This is a genomic window from Mycoplasmopsis cricetuli ATCC 35279 (assembly GCF_000526955.1).
GTDB classification, from domain to species: domain Bacteria; phylum Bacillota_I; class Bacilli_A; order Mycoplasmatales; family Metamycoplasmataceae; genus Mycoplasmopsis; species Mycoplasmopsis cricetuli.
The window spans coordinates 35,024-58,777 of sequence record NZ_JAHB01000004.1 but is presented as its reverse complement, the minus strand read 5'-3'; the positions used below and the strand labels follow the sequence as shown (position 1 = coordinate 58,777).

Here is a 23,754-nt window from a genome sequence, read left to right as displayed (position 1 = left end):
ATGCAAAAAATCTTAAAAAATTAGTTACAAAAGATAGTGAAAAAAAAGTTTTTTTATTTTTTAATGATTCAAAAATTGGAATTTCATATAGTGACACAATTATTCAAATTTCAACTACTAATATTAATTATGAATCTATTTGACATATTTTCAATTTTACTCCATCAAGGGTTATTAAATTAGACAAACAAGATTTTTTAAAATTAATTAATAAAGCATTATTTTATAATTCAGAAAAAACAAGAAGACTTCAATTTAGTTTTACTAAATCAGAAGTTAAAATTGTTTATGAAGTAGCTGAAATTGGTATTGGAGAAGCATCTCAAAGTGAAAATTATCAATTAAACGGACCTGAACTTGATATTGATATTGATTTTCAATATATCAAAGATGCAGTTTCATCACTTCAAAATGGTCCTATTAATATTTTGATTAGTGAACATGAAAAATTTTTGCTTTTAGTTTCTGAAAAAACTAATACAAATAGACAAATAATTAGTCCAATAAGAAGGTAAAAATGAAAGTAAAAATTAAAGGTGAATCAATAAAATTAAAACAATTTTTAAAAAAAATAGGTGAAACACCAACTGGAGGTAGTGGTAAATTATTTTTACTTCATAACACAGTAAAAATTAATGGAGTGCCACCTATTGGAGGATCAACTAAAATAAAACCTGGAGATATTGTTTGAGTTAATGATATTTTAATTCAAGTTGTTTCAGATGAAGAATAATAAATCAAGTTTATTTTGATTTATTTTTTTATTAAAAAATGTTTAAAATTAAAATAATATAATATAAAAACCAATTATGAATAAAACTAAGATAAAAGGAACATTTGTTAAACTATTAAAAGGAGGAGTAGCTCAAAACTGAGCACTTTTAATGTTTAAACCAACTGAAAATTCTAAAAATTCACTTGTAATTTATTCACGAAATAATATACCTAATTTATTTGTTCCTTATGAAATTGAAATTAGTGATAATGGTAAATATTCAAATAAAATTTTACACACATATGTTCCAATTATTGTTAAAAAAGAAATTAATTGAGAAGAATATTTAGTTAAACATATTCCTAATATAGGAAAAAATACAGCAAAAAAAATTAATGATAATTTTGGTTGTGAAATTTTTAAATATGTTAATGAATATGAAAAAAATTCAGAAAAATTACTTCAAGTTATAACTGAAAAACAAATAAAAACACTTCAAAAATATTACAATGAAAATAAAGATATTATTAATTCACTCATAATTACAGATCAAAATAACGAAAATGATATACATTTTTTTTATAGTAATAATTTACAAAAATTTTATGAAAAATTACAAACAACTTATAAAAGTAAGAAATCCTTTATCGAATTATTTAAAGAAGAAAATCCTTACAAACTTTATTTTGATTATGATTTTAATTTACAAGAAGTTGATAAATTTGCATTACTTTTAGAATGAGATGTTAATTGTTTAGAGAGATTTCGAGCATTTGTTGATTTTGTTATAAAAGAAGAAGAAAATAATAACTCAACATTGATATTACTTAAAGAAGTAGCAAAAAAAGTTTTTAATTACTTTAATGTTACAAAAGAAGAATTAATTGAAATGTTTAATTTTTTAGTAACACATGAAAAAATTAAAATGTCTCAAATAAATTCTAATTATTATTTAACACGCAAAAAAACTTATGAAAAAGAAAAAGAAATCATTAAATTACTTAAAAAAATTAATAAAAAAAATAGTACTTTAAAATTAAAAATTGAAAATAGTGATTTTGTAAAAAAATTATCTTTTGAGCAAAAAGATGCATTTACTAATTTTTTAAATAACAATATTTCTATAATTTCAGGTGGTCCAGGTACTGGAAAAAGTTTTTTAATTAATTATTTTAATCAATTGTTAAAATTAAATAAATACGAAAATGAAAAAGACTATTTTATAGTAGCTCCAACAGGGCGCGCTAGTACAAATATCTCAATTAAAATAAATGATAGCTGTAGAACAATTCATAGCATGCTTAAAATTGATAAAGATGATAATTTTGTAAGAACTGATGAACAAGAGTTAAATAAAATTAAAATTATTATAATTGATGAATTTTCAATGGTAAATTTAAATATTTTCTACAATTTATTAGTTAGTTGTAAGAATTTAGAAAAATTAATTTTAATTGGGGATGTTGATCAGTTACCAGCAATTGGGCCTGGAAATATTTTAGAGGAATTAATTAAATCGAATTTGATTAAAACTACTTATTTAAATAAGAATTTTCGGTCTGAATTTAAAGAAATCATTGAACATATGAATTCTGTAAAAAATAATATAAAACCAACTTTTAAAAGTAATATTGTTGATTTATATGAAATAAATAAAAATTTATTTTTAGAAAAAATTATAAAAATTTATTTATCTGAAGTTGATAAATTTTCTCTTGATAAAACTATTATTTTAACTCCTTCATATAAAGGTGAATATGGTCTTTACAATATAAACAATAAAATTCAAGAAAAACTAAATTATAATGGTAAGGAAATATTTTCAATCAAAAAAAATAATGTAAATATTTCTTTTAAAATAAATGATCGTGTAATTCAACTAGAAAATAGAATTATTGATGATATTTATAATGGTGATATTGGGTATATTATTGATTGTTTAATTGATAAAAAAACTAAAAAGAAAATTATTAAAGTTGAGTTTAAAAGAGAAAAATTTAGAAAAATTATTGAGTATACTGAATCTGAATTTAGAGATCAAATTAATTTAGCTTATGGAATCACAGTTCACAAATTTCAAGGAAGTGAGATTGAAAGTGTTATTTTTGTAATTAATCCAGATTTTGAATTTATGCTTCGAAAAAAATTAATATATACAGCGATTTCTCGTGCAATTAAACATTTAATTATTGTTACTACTAATGAAGTTAATTATTTGGATGTTTTAATTAAAAATAACTTTCAAAAAGAAAAAATACTAACAAATTTTAAGCTTTTACTAGAAGGAGAAAAATGAAATTAATAGTTGGATTGGGTAATCCTGGAGATTTATATAAATATACAAGACACAATGTTGGATTTTTAGCAATAGATCGAATTTGTGAAAAATTAGAAGTAACATTAAACAAAAATAAATTTAATGGCAATTATATAAAAATCGATGATATCATTTTGGCAAAACCAATGACATATATGAATAATTCAGGAAATTTTATTTTAGCATTAGCTAAATATTATGATATACAAAATGAAGATATTTTAATTATTCAAGATGAAAAAGATTTTCCTTTAGGAAAATCAACAATTAAAATAGGAGGAAGTGGAGGAAGTCATAATGGTGTAAATGATGTGATTCAAAAACTTGGAACTTCTAATTTTAAAAGAATTAAAATAGGAATAAAAACACCTTTTGAAGGTCAACTAAAAGATTTTGTTTTAGGTAAATTTAGTATTGATGAATATAATAAAATCAATTTAGTTTTAGATAAAGTAGCTGATGCATGCATTTCTTACATACACAATGATATTCATGTTATTATGAATAAATTTAATCAAAAAAACAAATAATGAAAATAAACAATAATTTTATTATTGCTGTTAGTGGTGGTCCAGACAGTATGTATTTGCTTAATAAATACAAATATAAAAATCCAGTTGTAGCTTTTGTTAATTATAATCAAAGAAATAATTCATATATTGATGAAATAATTGTAGAAAATTTTTGTTTGAAATATAACTTAATTCTTGAGAAATTAATTCTAAAAAAAGAAGATTACTTTAAGGGAAACTTTCAGAATTGAGCTCGTTTAATTAGGATTGATTTTTTTAAGCAAATTAGTGAAAAATATCACAAAAATATAATTTTAGTTGCACATCACAAAGATGATTTTTTAGAAAGTTGTGTTTATCAAAAAAATAGAAATGCAACTGTCAATTATTGAGGCATAAAGAAAAAAAATATAATTAATAATTTAACTTTTATTCGTCCATTACTTTTTCAAAAGTTTAAAAAAGACATTTTAAATTTTAATATTAAAAATAATGTTAATTTTGCAATTGATTATACTAATGAATTTCCTAAATATGAACGGAATAAAATAAGAATTGATTTAAAAAAATATTCAAAATCATATAAAAATTTTTTAATTTTAAAATTTTTAATAAAAAATTTGTTTTTAAATTATAAGAATAGAAAAATTAATTATTTTTTAAATAGATGATCTAGAAAACAATATAGTCAAGATAGTTTTAATAAAATAAAGTATCAAAAAGAAGTGTTGTATTTATTTTTGATAAAAAAATATCCTCAAGTTAAATTAAATTCTAATAAAATTAATTCAGTTATATCATTTATTTTATCAAAAAATAGAACATCAAAATATTTATTGAAAAATGGTATTTATTTAAAAAAAATAAAAGGAAAATTAATATTTTAAAAAAATAAATAAATCAACTAATGCTTTATAATTAGTGATAGTTTGTTTGTATATTAAAATATAAAGGAGATAAAATATGAATTCAAAAAACAAAAAAAGAATAACTACTGGACTTATTGTTTTAATAATTGTTGGTTTTATTATAGCTTATATTGTTTACAATTTTGCATTTCAGAAAAGTTATACATTTTGAGATATAAATGAATTTAAAAATAAAATAGAAATTGCAAAAACATCTTCAAGTTATTTTAAAGAAATAACTTATAATGAATTCAAAAATACTTTTACAGGAATATTTGTTGAAAATAGTGACAAACAAATTTCTTTTTTAACATATGGTAATATAGGTTCTTTAAAACTTGCAGGAATTTCAGAACCATTTGCTTCACAAGAAATTTTTAAATTAGTTAAAGTTACTGGTGAAGTTATTGGTAAATTTAATTCAGTTCAAACTCCTGAACCAAATATATTTCTTAATATTTTTATAACATTCATTCCATGAATAATAATAATGATTCTTTCATATTTTATTATTAGACCTATATTTAAATCAATGAATGGTCAAATTGGTGGTTATGGAACAGATAAAAATCCAGCACAACTTATTAAATCAGACAAAAAATTTAGTGATATTGCCGGAAATAAAGAACCAATTGAAGAAATTAAAGAAATTGTTGATTACTTAAAAAATCCAAAAAAATATCAAGATGCTGGAGCTAGAATGCCAAGAGGAATTCTTTTAGGAGGTCCTCCAGGAACAGGAAAAACTCTTCTTGCAAAAGCAACAGCAGGAGAAGCTTCTGTACCCTTTTTCTTCGTTTCAGCTTCAAATTTTGTAGAACTTTTTGTTGGTATGGGTGCTAAAAGAGTTAGACAAGTTATTGCTGAAGCAAGAAAAAATTCTCCAGCAATTGTATTCATTGATGAATTAGATGCTATTGGAAGAACACGAGGAAGCGGTATTGGTGGTGGACATGATGAACGTGAGCAAACATTAAATCAATTGCTAGTTGAAATGGATGGAATAAAAGAAAATTCAGGACTTTTATTTGTTGCGGCAACTAATAGAACTGATGTTCTTGATCCAGCATTAACTCGTCCTGGCCGTTTTGATAGAATAATTACCGTTGGACTTCCTGATGTTAAAGAAAGAGAAGATATATTAAAACTTCATGCAAAAGGAAAAAGATTTGATAAAGATATTAACTTTAGTAAATTAGCAAGAAGAACTCCTGGTTTTAGTGGTGCTCAACTTGAAAATGTTATTAATGAAGCTGTATTACTTTCAGTTAGAGAAAATACTAATTTGATAACTTTAGAATTAATTGATGAAGCAATTGATAGAGTTATGTCAGGTCCTGCAAAGAAATCAAGAACTATCACTAAAGAAGAATTAACCTTAGTTGCCTATCATGAAGCAGGACATGCTGTAGTTGGAATTAAAATCCCAGGAGGAAATAAAGTCCAAAAAATTACAATTATTCCTCGTGGAAATGCAGGAGGTTATAATTTAATGCTTCCAGAAAATGAAAAATATAACTATACTAAGCAAGAACTTTTAGCAAATATTGCTAGTTTTATGGGAGGGCGTGCTGCTGAAGAAATTAAATATGGAAGTAAAAATATTACAACTGGTGCAAGCGATGATATTAAAAAAGCCACATCTATAGCAAGAAGAATGGTTGTAGAATTTGGTATGTCTGATTTAGGACCAATTAAATATCATGATGAAGAATCAAATCCATTTTTAGGAAAAACTCTTGCAAATGGAACTACAATTTCAAATCAAATTAACCATGAAATAGATTTAGAAGTTAGAAAAATTATTTTTGAGGCTAAAAAAATAGCAACAAATATAATTAATGAAAATTTAGAATTGTTAGAATTAATTAAAACTCTTTTACTTGAACAAGAAACAATTATTGCAGAAGAAATTGAATATATTGCAAAACATTTAGCTTTACCCCCTAAAAAAACAGAAGAAAATAAGTCTAATGTAAATCAAATTGAATTAGATAAATTGATTGAATTAGTTGAAACAGAAGAAAATAAAGACAATCAAAATATTAAAGAAAAATAATTTTAAATCATATTTGAATATGAAAGGTAAGTGATATGTGAAACTTATTTAAAGAAGTATTTAAATCATTATATAAAAATAAAATTACTTTAACAGGTTTGACTATTTTAATTTTTCTTTCATCTGGTATTTTTACTCTTTTTCATGATATGAGTAAGTCAATGAAAAAACAGTATAAAAGTTACAAACAATTATCAAATGGCCATGATCTAACCGTTGATTTAAATATACCAGTATCAGGAACTCTTTACAATAATGGTTATTTTATCAATGGGCTAAGTCAACTAGAAGGGGGGGCGTATTACGACCAACCCTTAAATTACAACACTAATGATTATTTAATTATTAAAAATATAATTGATATTAGTGCAATTGAAAATGAATATATTAATTTATCAAATTTTATAGACAAAGATTCTAATTTTTCAAATAAATATATTAAAAGATCAGATTTTTTAAGATTTTATAATTTTTTTACTAACAAAAACAATTTTTTTGATGTTTTTGATTTAAATTTTTCAAATTCAAAAAAACATTTAAAAATTAGTAGCGATTATTTTTTTGATACTTTTGAAAAGAAAAATAAAAAATTTATTCGCAATAAAAAAGAAATTATTTTAAATAAAAATGCTATATACAATTTTTCTGAAAATTACAAATTATCAGACATAGTTAATATCAACAAAAATGATTCTGATATTGTTTTTTCGCAGTTATCAAGTTTATTTATTAATTTTAAAACTAATGAGTTAACATTTGATTTTCAAAAAGGTAAAGAATGAGAAAATAAAAATCAAGGATATAAATTAAATTCAGAAGATTTAGCAGAAATTTTGGGCTTGAAACCTTATAAAAATTCTTCTTCTGTTTATACTATTGATGCAAGTAAAAATTCTGCTTTTTTAGAGTTTCCAGAAGATACTAAAAATTTAGAACAATTTTATAAAATAAATTTAAAAAATAATTTTAGTTATTTTGATATTTTTAATGATAAAAGTATAAAAATTTTAGTTAATAGTGATTTTGGTTTTTTAAATAATAAAATTTACAATATCCCTTTAAAGTGAGCAGCAGTAGAACGTGAAGTTACCCATTTTAGAAGAAAATTATATACAACTAGCTATACAAAAGAAAACCAAGACAAATGAACAGGGTCATATAAAACATTTATTCAAAGTGTTTTTTCAAGTAATGATGATAAATTAAGAAAAAAATATTTAAAATTTGCATATTGAGATAGAGAAATTAATCGTTATGTAAAAAAATTTGATGAAAATGGTAATTTAAAAAATGATGAAATATTAATCAGTAGTTTAAATCCAAGTTTAACTTTTGATGAAATTAATAATATTAAACTAAAATTATCATCTCCAGAGCAACAACCAAAAAATGTTAATTTAAAAAAATTTGATTTTCAAAATGAAAAAACAATTGCTCAAATAGAAGGTTTTGAACAAATTGATAAGGAAAATTTTGAAATTATAACTAATAAATCACACAAAGATAAAATTATTAAATCAATTGTTGATAGTGCCTTAAAAATTTCAAAACAATCAATTGTTGATAGTGTAAAAAATATAGTAGGAGAAGAAAATTTAGGATATAGGCAAACAGTTACTGTTGAATCAGTAGATACAGACGGTAAAAAAAATGTTTATAATTTTGTTAATATTGGTGATTCTGATTCAAAAGTTAATAATGTTAAATTAAATGTCGATAAATTGATTAAAGAAGATAATGATAAGACATTAATTTCGGAAGTAACTAAACCAATTGATGAATTTTTTTTAAAAAAACAATTAAATACATTTGTTGCAAAAGAAATTATTTCAAATGCTCGTTCAAATATTTCACCTGTTTCTGAATTTATTATTGTTGATTATGATTATCAAGATGTTATTTTTATCGATAAACAAAATAATTCAGAAACTGAGTTTAAAAATAAAAAAATTTATAAATTAGCTGATTATATTGTTGAAGAAAACAATAAAGATTTAATTAATACTTTTAATGGATATGGAATAACTATTTTAAATAATGAAAAAATTGTACTTTTAAAAGCAATTTTAAATGAAGATAATAAAATAAATTATTGAACTAATGTTGATGATAAAACATATACTAATGGAATTTTTACAATTGATGAGTTCTATGAGTACATGTTAAAATTTAATTGAACATTAAGAACAAAATATATAAATCCAAAAGGATGAGGCCAAATTGACCCTAATTTTCCAAATATAGTTTCAGTACCTTTTGCATACCGATCTCCAAAACTTGATATTTTACAAGAAGCATTGAATCAAAATTCTTTAAATCTAGGATTAGATTATATTGAAAAAACTCTTTATAACTCAGATTTAGTTAAAGAAGAATTTTTATCTAAAGAAAGTATTTATAATTTAATTGATGCTTTTTCAAAAGTTATTATTAGAAATGATTTTGCTCGTGTTTTTTCTTCAGGAAATATTAATTTTATTATTATTCCAAAAATGCTTTTAGATTTAATATATGAGTTAAGTCATAATCAAAAAGGAGATTATTTTACTAAAATTATTATTTCTATTTTAGACAGAATAGAGTTTTTAATTAATCAAAAAATAACTTTAAATGACAAAAAAATATATCTAAAAGATCAAATAGAAAATTTATTTACTTTTATTAATAAGGTTTTTGGAGTTAATCTTTTTTCTACTATTTTACCTGAGACATTAGTTAATATTTCAAATGATCCAATTATTTTTATTAATGCACTAAAAGAACTTGTTTTAAGTTTTGATTTTAGAGGGTTTAGTGAAAGAGTTAGACTATTTTTTGATACTGTATATAATCAAAAAGTTTTAATTGATGGCATTGAAAGAGAAAGAAAATTAAGTTCAATTGAGCTTTCAATTTGACTTTTAGAAAACGCAGATCAAAAATTAATTAAAAAAGCTTTATTTAAAATGATTGATAATTTAGATATTAAATTTATTTTTGATTCACCAAATGGTATTTCTAAATTAATAAAAAATTTCATTCCAGGTTTTGATTTATTAAATAGTGGTATTTTGGAAAAAATAAATGATTCAAATAATAGTCAAGAAAATAAATATGCTAATGTTAAATCAGGATTAAAAACTATTATAGAAAATTTTGATCTCAAAATTTTACTTGAAGAACTAACTAAAAAAGTTTCTGTTGTTTCATTTGACAAAGAAGTTTTTATCAATAATACAGTAACTGGAATATTTGAAAATGTTACTAAACATTATGTTTCAGGTTCAGTTAATAATACCGATATTTTCACAGCTATTATAAAAAGTCTTTTTGGAGTTCCAGGCTTAGATAAAATTTATAAAGATCAAATTGTTAAAATTTTTAATTTATCAAACAAAGGAACATCTTTAAAAATTGAAAATAATAAATTTTTAAATATTCCAGCTTCAGATCCAAATAAACTTGATTTTTTTGATGTTCTAAAATTAGGTTTAAAAAATAATAACATTTCTGATAAAAAAAGCGAAAGCACATTAGTTAAAATTCACACAATAATTAAAAAAATTAAAAAAAATAAAATAACTGATTTTAAAACAATTCCGATTGAATTTCAAGAAGTATTAAATGTATATTTAGATTTTAAAAATGATCAACCAATTGACCTTGAAAAAGTAAATGATTGAGATATTATTTTAAGTAAGTTATCATTTAATACTTCTGAATTATCATATAAAAATGATTTATCAATTGGTTCATTAGCTTATTATTTTGAAAACTTTAATAATAATTACAATGGGAATTTTATTTTTAATATTGTAAGTAATTTATTAAAAGATTTAGTAAAAGTTGAAAATAATAATCAATATGATTATGTATCTAATTCATGAGTTTTATTTAAAAATTGATGAAAAATTTTTGTTGATAATCCAGAGATTTCAGATGATAGAAAAATTGATTTTTTAAATGATTGATTAAAATTAGCAAATCAAAAAGAAATTATAGATTCATTTAATAGTTTTGAATTATTTCAACCAAGCGCTCAAAATATTGCAGCATTTAAAGATACAAACTTTGGAATTTCAAGGTCACTATCAAATCCAAACAAAATGCAGGAATTATTTTTCAAAAAAAATAACAATAATAAATATGTTAATACATTTTTAAAAGAATTATTTAATAAATATCCAGAGTTTGAACCAATTATTAAACAACAGGAATTTATTTGAACTGTTATTTTTTCAGAATTAGCAGCTTCAGATCAATATTTGAAAATCAAAGATAAAAAATTAAATGGTATAGAAATTCCTTACCAAGGAATACATTCAATTATTATTAATAATTTTCTTAATGGATTTTTAAAAAATAAATTAATACATCAATATAAAAATCAATTGAATATTATTTTTTCAGATTATAAATCAATTCCAATTTCAATTTTAGGACTTTCAGATATTTTAATAAATCCTATTTTAATTCCTTTTTATCCTCAAGTTTTAATCTGATATTTAACTAATACTGATGATATTAAATCTGATGTTACAAATAATGCAAACCTAGCCTATTTTGTTCAAAATAAGTTAATTAATTTTGAAGAAATAATTAAAAATCAAAATTCTGAAGAATTAGATAAATTTATTAATAATTTAGTCCAAAAGGAAATTAAAAAACCAATTTTTGAAAGTGATTATGTTTTTCAAATTGCAATTGATGATGATTATTTTTTATGACAGTTTCAAACTGATGAATATAAAAATAACAAATATAGCTTTTTTGGAATTAATTTGTATGATCTTATATGAAGTTCAATTAATTCAATAACTAGTTATAAAGTTGAAAAAGATTTACTTAATTTCAGTCAAATAAGTTCAAATGTAACAAAAGTTAATTATTCATACCTTGCAGCAAATAATAAAAAAATTTATAATGGACAATTACCAACAAACCCAATTTCACTACAAATACTTTTAAATGAAATTGGTGATGAATATGTTGTTAAAGTTAATGGATCTAAATTTTTAATTGTTGGAGAAGATTCAACATATGATTATCTTTATCCAGTAATTGATGAATCGAATTTGCAAGTTGATACTACCAATCAAGCAATTTTGTATGTTAATGATAAGGGATTTTCAAGAATTCAATATGCATATAAAGGAAATTTAGTTAAAGAATATTTAGTTATAAAAGCTCCTGAAGGAACTTCATTAGTTAATTTACAAAATCAAATTGAAACAATTGTGCAAAACATAATTAATGATCCAAACAAAATCAAAAGAACTTATTTATATAATGAAATTGATGGATTTAACCCAGAAAGATCAATTAGAATTTCAGCATTAGAAAGAATTATTAAATCAGTTTCAACAATTTCAATTCAGCTTTCCATTTTCTTATTTATATTAGTTGGAATTTCAATTATTTTTATAATTAAAAGATATGTTTCAAATAGAAATAAATTTATTGGTATTTTAATAGCTCAAGGTTACACACCTCTTCAAATAGCTTTATCAATGACAAGTTTTTCATTTTTTGCCTCTTTAATTGGTGGAATAATTGGATATTTAACTGGATTTTTCAATCAGGCTTTCGGATTAAAAATTATTTCAGCATATTGAACAATACCAATTCAAACTTTAGAATTTTCAGTTATTTCATTTATTTTAACAGTTATTCTTCCAATGATTGGAATGTGTGTTTTAACCATTTTAGTTACATTGCACAGTTTAAGACACAAATCAATTGATTTAATGAGTGGAATTGCTGATTTATCAATTGGAAATTTACAAATGAAGTATCAAAAAATTTTCAAATCAATTAATGTTAAAGGTCGTTTTTCAGCTTCTTTAATTTTTAATAGTTTTTGAAAATTATTAGCATTTGGAATTTCAGTTATTTTGACAAGTATTGCCACTATTTTTCAATTTTCAACTTCTGGAATTTTTGAAAAATCAATTTCTCAAACCTATCAAAATCGTCAATATTCTTACAAAATTGACTTAATTACCCCAACAATAGAAGGTGGAGCAATTTTACCTTTTGATAATAACCTTAAAAATAATTTATATACACCAATTGGAAATATTAGTGAAATTAATCAAGTTCAAAATGATTATTTTCGCCCTGGAATTTCAACTGCAATTAATACAGATGGTAAAAATGGAAATCCAAATGAATTTAATTCACATATTATTACTCAATTTTCAGTTAATTTAAAAATTGATGGAATTATTTCACTTGATCCATGATCTATTGTGTATAATTCTCTTCCTGATTTTCAAAAAGCAAAGATTATTAATCAAAGAAATCAAGTAGCTTTAATGCTTGAAAAAACACAAGAACATGTTGTTTTTGATAAAAATGGTTTACTTGATATTAAAGAAACCGGGAAATCTCGTAAAGACTTTTTTCATTATTTACCAAATAGTGAAAATGTTGCTGAAGGAAAGTTTTTTTATTTAAAATGAAATAATTTTGATGAGCAATATGATCACAAAGTTATTACTACTTCGCAATATCGTGATGAGTATAGAAAATTTTTAATAGAAGCTTATAAAAAAATACCACTCAATTCAAAAATTAATGATTATTATGTATCATTTGGAGGAATTTATTTTAATGAAGAAAATGATGAAACATATACTTATGTTGATTCAATTTATAAAGAAAATTCAATTCGTTTATATGGATATCAAAAAGATAGTAAACTAATTAAAATAATTGATGAAAATGAAGTTAATTTACTGGATCAAATTAATAATGAATTTAATTTTGAATCTAATTTAAATGATCCAATACCATTAATTATCAATAATGTTATTCGTGATAAATATAATCTTAAAATTGGTTCAGTTATAGAAATTCCAATTTTAAATACAACTACTCGTTTTACTGATAAATTAAAATCAATTATAAACAACAAAGAATTTGTACCTACAAATAAAAAATATAAATTTAAAGTAAAAGGAATAAATCCTACTTTTATTAATAATGAGTTAATTATTCCAAAACAAGCAGCAGATATGTTGGTCGGACTTGATAAACTTAATAATAATCCAAAATATGGTGCTTTTAATGGTATTCTTTCAAAAGATAAAATTCCTCAACAACTTTTAAATTCCACTTCTATTTATTCGCTTTCTGGGTATTATGGTATTCTTCAAACATTTGATATTAATTCTCTTAATTTAGTTGAAAAACAAAATATTTATGATGCAATTTTTTCAACTAAATCTTCATCTCCAAATAATTTAATTGAAGGTACTCTTAAATTGTGAGGATGAACTGATGAACAAATTGGTAAATTTATCGATTCAAGTTTTGATTCTAAAAATACAAACTTTAAAGAAATTTTCGATAAATATCGTGATGATCCTACAAATATTATTGAAAAATTTACTAAAGTTTTTGATAATATAACCTATATTCCAACAGCATCAAGTTTAAATTCAAAAGATATTGAAGTTGGGTTTACAACTACAATTGCTCGCACTGTGCAAATCATTGTATCATTTATTACTTTACTTACTTTTATAGTTTCAATGGTTATTTTAATGATTGTTTCAACTATTTTAATTAATGAAAATGAAAAAAATATTGCAATTTGAACCATTTTAGGTTACAACCAAAAAGAAAAAGTAAAAATGTTTTTTGGAATTTACATTCCATTTATAGTTCTTTCGATTTTAGTTTCAATCCCTCTTGCTTATGGAATTATGAAATTCTTTAGTATGTTTTTAACAACTGCAGCTTCAATCGCGATTCCATTAGGACTTTCATTCTTTAGTATTGGAATTACTTTTATAATAATTTTAGGAGTTTTTGCCTTAATTTCAACTATTTTATGACAAGCAATAAATAAAATTAAAGCAATTGACTTACTGAAAGGAAAATAATGTTTTTTAGAAGAAAAAAAGAAAATAATAAAATATCTTCAGAAAAAAATGAAGATATTATTAAGCTAGATGCGAAAAATTCTGAAATTAAAATTACTAAAAAAAATGTTTTTGAAATTTTAGATGCTGATGGAGGTGCTAATAAAATTATTGTTGACAATAAAATTGCAAGGCAGCTTAAAAAAGCAGCAAACACTAAAAGATCAGCTGATGAAAATAAAGAATTAAAAAATTCTGAAAATGCTATTATTGAAGTTCAAAATGTAAGTAAATATTACCTTTCAGGTAATAATGTAACACGTGTTTTAAAAAATATTTCACTAACTATTAATCGAGGAGAGTTTGTTTTAATTTTTGGAAAATCAGGTGGAGGAAAAAGTACTTTACTAAATTTAATTAGCGGACTTGATCGGCCAACCCATGGTAATGTTATTGTTTGTGACACTAATTTACCTTATTTAAGTGATAATAAACTAACTTTATTTAGAAGAGATCATGTTAGTTTTATTTTTCAGAATTATAATTTGCTCCAAAATCTCTCAGGATATGATAATGTAGAAACAGGTTCATATTTACAAAAAAATAAAGACAAAAAAATTAGTATTGATCAATTATTTGAAAAATTTGAGCTAGAAGATGTTAAAAATAAATATCCTTCACAAATGTCAGGAGGTCAACAGCAAAGAATTTCAATTTTAAGAGCATTAGCTAAAAATGCTGAAATTATTTTTGCAGATGAACCAACTGGTGCTTTAGATGATAAAACTTCAGAAATTGTGTTAAGTTATTTATTTGATATTAATAAAGAATACAAAACAACAATTGTTATGGTTACACATGATCCATCAATGGAACCAATTGCTGATAAAATTATTAATGTAGCAGATGGAAAAATAAGTAAAGTAAAAGTTAACAAAAAACCTCTTCATCCAAGTAAAATTAATTGAAATTAATAAAAGCCCAAAAGGGCTTTTTTAATTATTCAAATAAATTCATTTTTGACATTTTTAATTGAGATTGTTTATAATTAGGACAATATTTTTTAACTTCTAAGTAAAATTTTTTACTATGAGAAGGAATAAAATTGTGAACTATTTCATGTGCAATAACACATTTTAATGTTTCATCATCGAAAATATAGAGTTTAAAGTTATAATAAATTTTTTTCTTAGTTAAATAATTTATTCCCCAAGTGCGATCTTTATTATATAAACTAAATTCAGGATTAAAAGTGTCATAAAATAATGCTATTTCTTTTTGAAAAATATTAATTTTATATTTTAATTGTTCTTTAATATAATTGTTAATTTTTAATTCAATTGACTTATAAAAAAGATTAGAATTATTTTCTTTTGTTAATTTATTAATATTAAATAAATTTAAAGTGGTAATTTTTTCTAAATTATTTGAATCAATTAATTCAATAGTTGTAAATTGCATATTAGAATAAATTTGGTAAAAAACTTTTTTATTAAATAAAACAAATGAAGAATTTTTAATATTAAAATAAAGCTCATTTGCACTTAAGTATTTATCAACAACTTTTAAAAGCAAACTATTTTCAATATTAGCATTAGCATATTGACCTAAAACAATAATTATTTGTCCCTTTCTAATTCGAACAGTTGAACTCTTTTGAAAAGGTTTATTATAGACTAAATAAGGAACTGTTTGGTTTTTATAGACAAAAATTTTTTCAACAAAATTATTTTTCATACTTCTATTTTATTTTAATTTTAATTAAAATGTATAATTAAAATTATGAAATTACCTGAAATAATTTTTATTGATTTAGATGGAACATCACTTGATAAGAAGGAAAATAAAAAATATTTTTTTAGTCAAAAAAATGTGGAAATGATTAAAAAAATCAATCAAATTATTCCAATTATAGTGTCAACTGGAAGAGGGAATAACAAACAAACTTGGGAGATTTTAAATCAAATTAATGCCAATAGTTTCATTGCTTGAAATGGGGCTCAAATAATTAAAAATAAGCAAATAATTTATAGTTTTCCAATAAAAAATAACACTATAGAACATTTTTATCAACAAGTTAAATTTACTAAAGGAATTTGAATTTTAAATTCAGATTTTAAAAAAGAAATTTATAGCAATAATTTATTTTTAAGATTTTTTTTAAAAATAATTGGAAAAAAAGTTAAATGTTTTAGTAAATTAAATCTTGAAAAAGATATATATAAAATTATTTTTTGAACTTTATCAAAAAAAAGAGTATTAAATTACCAAAAACAATGAAATAATTTATTTAAAAATACTATAAATATATCTTTGAGTGGGAAAAAAAATAATTTTTTAGAAATAACTTCTTTAGAAGCTTCAAAAGGACAAGCAGAAAAATTATTTTGTTTAAGTGAAGGTATAAATGTAAAAAATGCTATTCATGTTGGTGATTCAATGAATGATGCTTCAACTAAAAATATTGTAGGTAAATTAGTAGCTATGCAAAATGCTTCAGAACTTCTTAAAGACTTAGCAGATGAAGTCATTTTATATAGTTACAAAAATGCAGGACTTGCAAAGTATTTAAAAAAATTTGAAAAAATCGCCAAATAGGCGATTTTAATTATTAATTTAAAACAGTATTTAAAAAATGTTCAATAACTTCTTGTAGGTTTTCAAATCACAATTCTAAATAATTTTTATTTTCTACAAAAACACTTAAAATAACTCTAAAATTATCTTCATCTAAAGCATATGCAATTCCAATTCCATTTTTTTCAACTGGTTCAAATGCAAAATTTTTAAGATATTTATCAACTATACTTGAAGTTGAGATTGGATTTGAAGTAATTGTTTTTCATGCAACAGTATCAAATAAATCAGGTTTTGAAAAAAGATTTTTATTTTCATACCATGCAAGATACATTCCTAACATATGTCTATTAATTCCTTTTCCTTGTTGAGCAAGAACAGTTCGTTTATAATGTTCTTCTTCAATTTTAGTAAAGTATTCTCAAAAGTTTATCATAGCTTGATTTTTATTATTTTTATAAAGTTTAGCAAATTTAACTGAAATATCACTAATTGGACGAACACATTCAGTTCTTCCTCTGAAGAATCTTCTCATATCAACAGCCATATAAGTGTTTTGTATTTTATTGTTTGTTAAATATTGAGCTATTTGAAATCAAAGTTGAATTAATGATTCAGTGTTTTTAATCCCTCTTTGCTTTAAAAAATTTTTGGTTAGGTTGTGATATTTAACTTCAATCATTTGAGTTCTACCTGAAAAACTTCAAAATTGAAAAAAAATATCTTTAAATAATTTTTTATGATTTTTTAAATTTGGGAAACTTAAAAGATTTATTAATTCATTTTCAGATTCACTTTTTTTTCAATTGTGATTTTGAATTTTTGGGGCAATGATATTGACTATGCTGGCAATTAATGAACCATCAACTGTGCTGTGATCTGAAAGAAAAACGGTTTTTTTATTTTTAGTAATTATAACTTGCAAACCTTTTCCATGCCATCTATTAAATTTAGGAGTCATCCATGAATTTCTTAAAGCTTGCACATTGGTTTCAATTGTTATATCATCTAAATTGACTATAAATGCTGAATCTAAAATATCTTGATATGTTTTTGGTGTTAATGATTTAAATTCTTGTAAAAGATTTTCAGAAAGTTCAGGATCAATTGTTGAAGTTAATAAATTTCAATTATAATCTTCATTTCAGTTTGATTTTCAAATTTTTTCAAAAATATTGTTTAAATAAAACAAATTTTTGTTTAATTTTTCAAAATTAAAATTAATTTTGTAAAAAATATTATTTTTTATAACAACAAAAAACGGATTAAATTTATCACTGATATAATAATCATCAATATCTTTTTGTCTAATTCTAGAAGAACTAAACAATGTTTGAAGTTGATCTAATGATCATACTTTTTTGTTCATTTGCACAATATTTAATTTTTTAATTTTGCTTTGATAGTAAATTTGCATTAATTCAAAACAAATGCTTGCACAGTATTGGGAAAGTGATAAATGATTTAATTTAAAATCAATGTAATATGGAGCATTTATTTCAGGACTAACTGGATTTCGAGAAATTAAGTAAGCATATTTAACTCATCAGTTAGCAAGTCAACTAGAATTAGGGTCTGCTGCTTTATTTTCAATAAAATTTTGAATGGTTTTTGAAACTTTAGAATCAAGAAACTTTTTTACTTCATTTTTGGCAATTTGATATTCTTTTTCATTAATTAAGGGTTTAACTCAAACTAAAAATCTTTTTAATACATCTGAAAAATTTTCAGTAGGCAAATTAGGAATAGAGTTAAGATTTTGAAAAAGACTTTTTTGAAGATCTTTATTAAAAAAAGAATTTTTGAAATTAATTATTTTTTTGTCTCTTTGCATAATTACTACTAATTTTTGGATTTATTTTTTTAGATCTTCAATATATTAAAAGTGCAATAATTAAAGCAAAAATAGAATTTATTAAAGTAAAAATAATTCAATAAATTAATGCAGGTTTTTCATATAATATAGAACTAATTTTTCCATCAATAACAGCGAAATTATTTTCAGAAATAAATGCTAAAAAAATTCCAGCTCAAACATCTTTTGAAAATCCTATAATCGAGATAAAACCAACTGCTAAACCAACAAGAGTAGGTTTAATTTTAAGTTCTGCAATAGTGCTTCAATAAATGGAACGACTTGCACCTATGAAAAACATCATAAAACAAATCAAACTAAATGTAATTCATAAAATTGAATTACTTAAACTTTCTTTATTAGAGATTGAAGTATTTTGCAAACTAATAACAGCAAGCAAAATTGAAGAAACAACAATCATAAATCCTGTTAGAAAAATAAGTGTTTTTGAAGTGAATTTAGTTACTCTTTTAGTAAAAATACCAGAAAGAACTCCACCTAATATAGGAATTCCATAAATATAAATTACAGATAAAGTTGGAGTAAGTTTAGAATTAACCCCAAGTGATGCTAAAATTGTGGTACCATAGCTTGAAAATACAGTGTAAGCATTCATTATAAAAAAAATCAAAAAAGCAATTAGTCAAGCATCTGGTGACTTTAGAATTTCAATAGTATCATTTCCTACTTTTTTAAAAAAATCTTTTAATTGTTGTTTTTTGTATTTTTTTAATTCATTAATTGAATTAAATATATGAGTTTCACCTGAAACAGATGAAGTATATTCAATTTTTCCATTGGCTAATTTTTTAGTTCTTTTTTCCCATATTTTTCCAGGTAAAAGAATTAGTGATAAAAAACCAGTAATAAGATAAACAATACCATAAAATAGCAAGCTAAAAAATATTCCTGATGAAGATGTATCAATGATATTTTTATTAGAATTTAGTGGAATTTGTTCTCCAGAAGCATTAAAAACTAAAAATGGACTTGCAACAATAAATATTAATGCCAATCCAACAGAAATATAATTTGCAATCACTTGTAGGGTATATCTTGTTGCTTCTGCTTTTGAATAAAGCTGTGCTTGTTCTTTGTTTGATCCCAAAAGTTTTACACTTTTAATAAATGCAGATCAAAATGTTAATACAGTTGTTAATGAAAAAAACAAATGAATAATTACAAGTTGACTATAATCAACAATACCTTTAAAAGCAACTAGTGAATATCAAAATGTAACAATTCCAGTTCCAAACATTGAAATAGCAAATAAAGTTTTAGTTGGAACTCTATCGGCTAGTCAACCACCTGGAATATATAAAAACAGTGACAACAAGCCATAAGCTGTAAGTAAAAATTGAACTTGTGATTCACTAGCACCAGTTACATTTATAATCTGTATTTTAAATGAATAAATTAAGTATGGAACTAAATAAATAGTCCCACCACCTAATGCAATAACAAAAATAGCAAGTCATTTTCGAATAGGGCTCATTTCATAATAACCTTCTTCTTTGTTAAAAACAAAAGGATTTTTAAATAATTTCATAATAAAACCTCCTTTTTAAATTATATTATTTTCGAAAAAAATTGCAAAAAGCAAAAGTCCAAAATTTGATTTTAGAAATAAAAAAAACAAACTTAAGTTGTTAATTTGAAGTTTGTTTAAAAATATTTACTTAATTTAAATTTACTTTATCAATAAAATCATCTTGAGTGTTAAAATCAATATTTTTATTAATTCAATGTCTACGAATTTGAGAATTATCCCCCATTAATGTGCTCACTCTTCTTTCAGCAAGAGACGCATCTTCAATAGTTGCCTTAATTAAAGTTCTAGTTTCAGGATTCATAGTTGTTTCTCATAACTGTGAAGCATTCATTTCACCTAAGCCTTTATATCTTTGAATTTCATAATTGTTATTTTTAATTTCTAAAATATTTTGCAGTTCATCTTCATCTCAAGCATATTGATATTTTTTGGTGTGTTTGTTGGTTATTTTATATAATGGAGGAAGTGCAATATAAATTTTTCCAGCTTCAATTAAAGGTTTCATAAATCGATAAAAAAAGGTAAGTAGTAAAATTTGAATATGTGCTCCATCAGTATCAGCATCAGTCATAATAATAATTTTGCCATATTGTGATTTTGTTAAATCAAATTCTTTTCCAAAACCAGCACCAATTGTGTTAATGATAGTGTTAATTTCAACATTTTTTAGTATGTCTAATAATTTGGATTTTTCAGAATTAATAACTTTTCCTCGAAGTGGCAAAATTGCTTGAAATTGACGATTACGACCAGTTTTAGCACTCCCACCTGCTGAATCACCTTCAACTAAAAACAATTCTTTTTCATCAGCTTTTTTGCTTGCTGCAGGAGTTAACTTATCACTTAAAATAGTTTTATCTTTAATTAAAATTTTACTTTTTCTTGCTTCAAGTCTACGTTTTCTCTCTTCTTGACGAATTTCATAAGCTCGTTTAATTTTTTCAAGAACTTTTTTAGCAACTTGTTTATTTTCTGCAATCCAAAGTTCAAGATGCTTAGTTACAATTTCTTCAACAATTGATTTTGCATCAGGAGTTCCTAGTTTATCTTTTGTTTGTCCAACAAATTCTAAAATATTTTCAGGAATTTTAAGAGAAATTATTACAGTTAGTCCTTCACGAATATCATCTCCATCAAAACTATTTTTACCTTTTAAAATATTTTCTTTGTTAGCAAATTCATTAAATACTTTGGTAAAAGCAGTTTTAAAACCAGTTTCATGAGTTCCACCATCACGAGTTTTTACATTATTAACAAAACTAACACAAAAATCACTATAAGAATTAGTTCATTGAAAAGCAAAATCAACTTGAATATTTCTTTTTTGATCACTAAAAGTAACTGGCAATGTAATTTGTTCTTTAGAATCATTTAAAAAGTTTAAAAATTCTTTAAGACCATTTTGATATTCATAAACTTCTGAAAAATTACTATTTTCATCAGTTAGATTAATTTTAAGTCCAGAAATTAAAAAACAACTTTCTTTTAGTCGTTCTGAAATAATATCAACATTAAATTTTGCAAATTTGAAAAGTTTATAATTAGGTCAAAATTGCACCAATGTTCCGCTATTTTTAGATTCTCCAATAATTTGAGTGCGTGTAGTGATTTTATCACCTTCAAACTCAGTTAAGTATAATTTTTTATCTCTTGAAACAGTTACACTTAATTTATTTGATAAAGCATTAACAACACTAGATCCTACACCATGCAATCCTCCAGAAGTTTTATAAACACCTTCTTGAAATTTTCCCCCAGCATGCAATTCTGTAAAAACAATTTCAACAGCAGTTTTGCTTTGTCCCTTACCTTTTTCAGTAGGAATTCCTCTTCCATTATCAGCAACAATTACAGAGCCATCTTTTTTTAAAGTTACTGAAATTTCATCAGCAAATCCAGCTAAAGCTTCATCAATTGAGTTATCAATAATTTCTCAAACTAAATGATGTAAACCATTAACATCAGTTCCACCAATATACATTCCAGGGCGTTTACGAACAGCTTCTAGTCCTTTAAGTTGTTGAATATCATTTGCAGTATAGCTTTTTTCTTTCATATATATACTTATTTTACAATGTTATTGTTTTTTTAAACTAAATAAATATAACAATTGTAAATAATAGATAATTTCTAATATAAATATAACTTTGTTATAATCTAAACATGCTAAATATTGTTTTATATCAACCTGAAATTTGTCCAAATACTGGAAATATTATTCGCACTTGTTTTGCACTAAAAGCTAAATTGCACATTATTAAGCCACTTGGTTTTGATTTACACCCAAAATGATTGAAAAGATATGGAGCAGGAAGAATGCTTTCAGATATTGAACATGAAGTTCATGATAATTATCAAGAATTTTTTACTAAGTATAATAATAAAAAAATTTTCTATATCACTAGATATGGACTTAAATTATATAGTGAAGAAAATTTTAAAAATGAATACAATCAAAATCAAGAAATTTGATTAATGTTTGGAAGAGAGTCAACTGGAATTGACAAACATATATTACAAAATAATTTAGATAATTGTTTAAGAATTCCAATGGTTGATGCAATGCGCTCAATTAATTTAGCTAATTGTGTTAGTATAGTTGGTTTTGAAGTGATGCGTCAACTTGAATTTAAAAATTTATCAAAATTTGAAGTTGAAAAAGGGAAATATTTTTTAAAAGATGGAAATTTTAACTAGTAAAAATAATCAAAAAATTAAAGAACTTTTTAAATTAAAACAAAAAAAATATCGTCAAAAAAGTAATACTTTTTTAATTGAAGGTTATAACTTAGTAAAAGAAGCAATTAAAGCAGGAATTGTTTTAAATATTTATGAATCAAGTGATAATCCAAAATATAAAAATTCAATTTTAGTTTCTTATGAAATTATTAAGCATTTATCATTTTCTGAAACTCCTCAAAAAATAGTAGCTCATTGTAAAAATCCAGTTGTTAAAAAGAAAATGGAAAAAATTTTGTTCTTAAATAAAGTACAAGATCCAGGCAATGTAGGAACAATTATTAGATTAGCAAAAGCTTTTGGATTTGATACTGTTGTTACTGAATATTTTGATTTTTTTAACCAAAAAGTCATACGAGCTTCACAAGGTTCGTTGTTTGAAATAAATTTAATAGAAATAAAAAATGATACAAATTTTTTATCTTCTTTAAAAAAACAAGGATTTAAAATATACAGTACAATTTTGGATTTTGAAGCAAAAAAATTAAGTGAAATAATTTTTCCAAAATCAAAATTAATTATTGTTTTAGGGAATGAAGGACATGGAATATCAAATGAAATTATAAAAATTTCAAATGAAAAAGTTTATATTCCGATTGAATTTGAGAGTTTAAATGTTGCCAGCTGCGCAGCAATTTTGTTAAATAAAATTTATAATGGTTAAAGGTAT

General features: G+C 22.9%; 13 protein-coding genes and 2 pseudogenes. 11 read left to right on the top strand and 4 right to left on the bottom strand.

The features are described 5' to 3' along the window. From U744_RS0101795 to U744_RS0101760, 8 genes and pseudogenes are all read left to right on the top strand, one after another. Nucleotides 1-515, top strand: a pseudogene (locus U744_RS0101795) (hypothetical protein); the annotation flags it as partial. Nucleotides 516-517: 2 nt separating this feature from the next. Next, nucleotides 518-733, top strand: a complete 216-nt coding sequence (locus U744_RS0101790; protein ID WP_025755386.1) for an RNA-binding S4 domain-containing protein — start codon at nucleotides 518-520, stop codon at nucleotides 731-733. Between the two features lie 76 nt (nucleotides 734-809). Further along, nucleotides 810-3,017 carry an ATP-dependent DNA helicase gene (locus U744_RS0101785; RefSeq protein WP_025755385.1) on the top strand — a complete coding sequence of 736 codons (2,208 nt, stop codon included), beginning with the start codon at nucleotides 810-812 and terminating at the stop codon, nucleotides 3,015-3,017. After that, nucleotides 3,008-3,562 (top strand): aminoacyl-tRNA hydrolase, encoded by a 555-nt coding sequence (gene pth, locus U744_RS0101780; protein ID WP_025755384.1) that lies wholly within the window; start codon nucleotides 3,008-3,010, stop codon nucleotides 3,560-3,562. The genes U744_RS0101785 and pth overlap by 10 nt, the downstream gene beginning before the upstream one ends. Further along, nucleotides 3,562-4,431 (top strand): tRNA lysidine(34) synthetase TilS, encoded by an 870-nt coding sequence (gene tilS / locus U744_RS0101775; RefSeq protein ID WP_036431747.1) that lies wholly within the window; start codon nucleotides 3,562-3,564, stop codon nucleotides 4,429-4,431. Before pth ends, tilS begins: the two co-directional genes overlap by 1 nt. Before the next feature lie 76 nt (nucleotides 4,432-4,507). Then, on the top strand, nucleotides 4,508-6,511 hold the full coding sequence (ftsH, locus tag U744_RS0101770; protein WP_025755382.1) for an ATP-dependent zinc metalloprotease FtsH: 2,004 nt from the start codon (nucleotides 4,508-4,510) through the stop codon (nucleotides 6,509-6,511). Between the two features lie 35 nt (nucleotides 6,512-6,546). Then, the gene (locus U744_RS0101765; protein ID WP_025755381.1) at nucleotides 6,547-14,382 is read left to right on the top strand and encodes an ABC transporter permease; all 7,836 of its coding nucleotides are present in this window, start codon (nucleotides 6,547-6,549) and stop codon (nucleotides 14,380-14,382) included. Beyond that, nucleotides 14,382-15,335 (top strand): ABC transporter ATP-binding protein, encoded by a 954-nt coding sequence (locus tag U744_RS0101760; RefSeq protein WP_025755380.1) that lies wholly within the window; start codon nucleotides 14,382-14,384, stop codon nucleotides 15,333-15,335. Before U744_RS0101765 ends, U744_RS0101760 begins: the two co-directional genes overlap by 1 nt. A 25-nt stretch (nucleotides 15,336-15,360) precedes the next feature. On the opposite strand, the gene U744_RS0101755 is transcribed toward U744_RS0101760, so the two are convergent. Continuing rightward, a complete protein-coding gene (locus tag U744_RS0101755; protein WP_025755379.1) occupies nucleotides 15,361-16,098 on the bottom strand; it encodes a M48 family metallopeptidase in 738 nt (245 codons plus the stop codon). A 45-nt stretch (nucleotides 16,099-16,143) separates the two neighbouring features. On the opposite strand from U744_RS0101755, the gene U744_RS0101750 reads away from it, so the two are divergent. Beyond that, nucleotides 16,144-16,959 carry an HAD hydrolase family protein gene (locus U744_RS0101750; RefSeq protein WP_025755378.1) on the top strand — a complete coding sequence of 272 codons (816 nt, stop codon included), beginning with the start codon at nucleotides 16,144-16,146 and terminating at the stop codon, nucleotides 16,957-16,959. Between the two features lie 13 nt (nucleotides 16,960-16,972). On the opposite strand, the gene U744_RS0101745 is transcribed toward U744_RS0101750, so the two are convergent. The 3 genes and pseudogenes from U744_RS0101745 to parE all read right to left on the bottom strand — a co-directional run bounded on the left by U744_RS0101745 (nucleotide 16,973) and on the right by parE (nucleotide 22,401). Then, complete coding sequence (locus U744_RS0101745) at nucleotides 16,973-18,772, bottom strand: choline/carnitine O-acyltransferase (RefSeq protein ID WP_025755377.1); 1,800 nt, start codon at nucleotides 18,770-18,772, stop codon at nucleotides 16,973-16,975. 1,219 nt (nucleotides 18,773-19,991) lie between these two features. Beyond that, nucleotides 19,992-20,342 (bottom strand): annotated as a pseudogene (locus U744_RS04885) (MFS transporter); the annotation flags it as partial. 130 nt (nucleotides 20,343-20,472) lie between these two features. Then, nucleotides 20,473-22,401: a DNA topoisomerase IV subunit B gene (parE, locus tag U744_RS0101730; protein WP_025755376.1), complete on the bottom strand. Its 1,929-nt coding sequence runs from the start codon at nucleotides 22,399-22,401 to the stop codon at nucleotides 20,473-20,475. Between the two features lie 107 nt (nucleotides 22,402-22,508). Between parE and U744_RS0101725 the strand changes: the two genes are divergently transcribed. Then, nucleotides 22,509-23,042: a tRNA (cytidine(34)-2'-O)-methyltransferase gene (locus tag U744_RS0101725; RefSeq protein WP_025755375.1), complete on the top strand. Its 534-nt coding sequence runs from the start codon at nucleotides 22,509-22,511 to the stop codon at nucleotides 23,040-23,042. Then, the gene (locus U744_RS0101720; protein WP_025755374.1) at nucleotides 23,026-23,748 is read left to right on the top strand and encodes a TrmH family RNA methyltransferase; all 723 of its coding nucleotides are present in this window, start codon (nucleotides 23,026-23,028) and stop codon (nucleotides 23,746-23,748) included. Before U744_RS0101725 ends, U744_RS0101720 begins: the two co-directional genes overlap by 17 nt. Nucleotides 23,749-23,754: the final 6 nt, after the last annotated feature.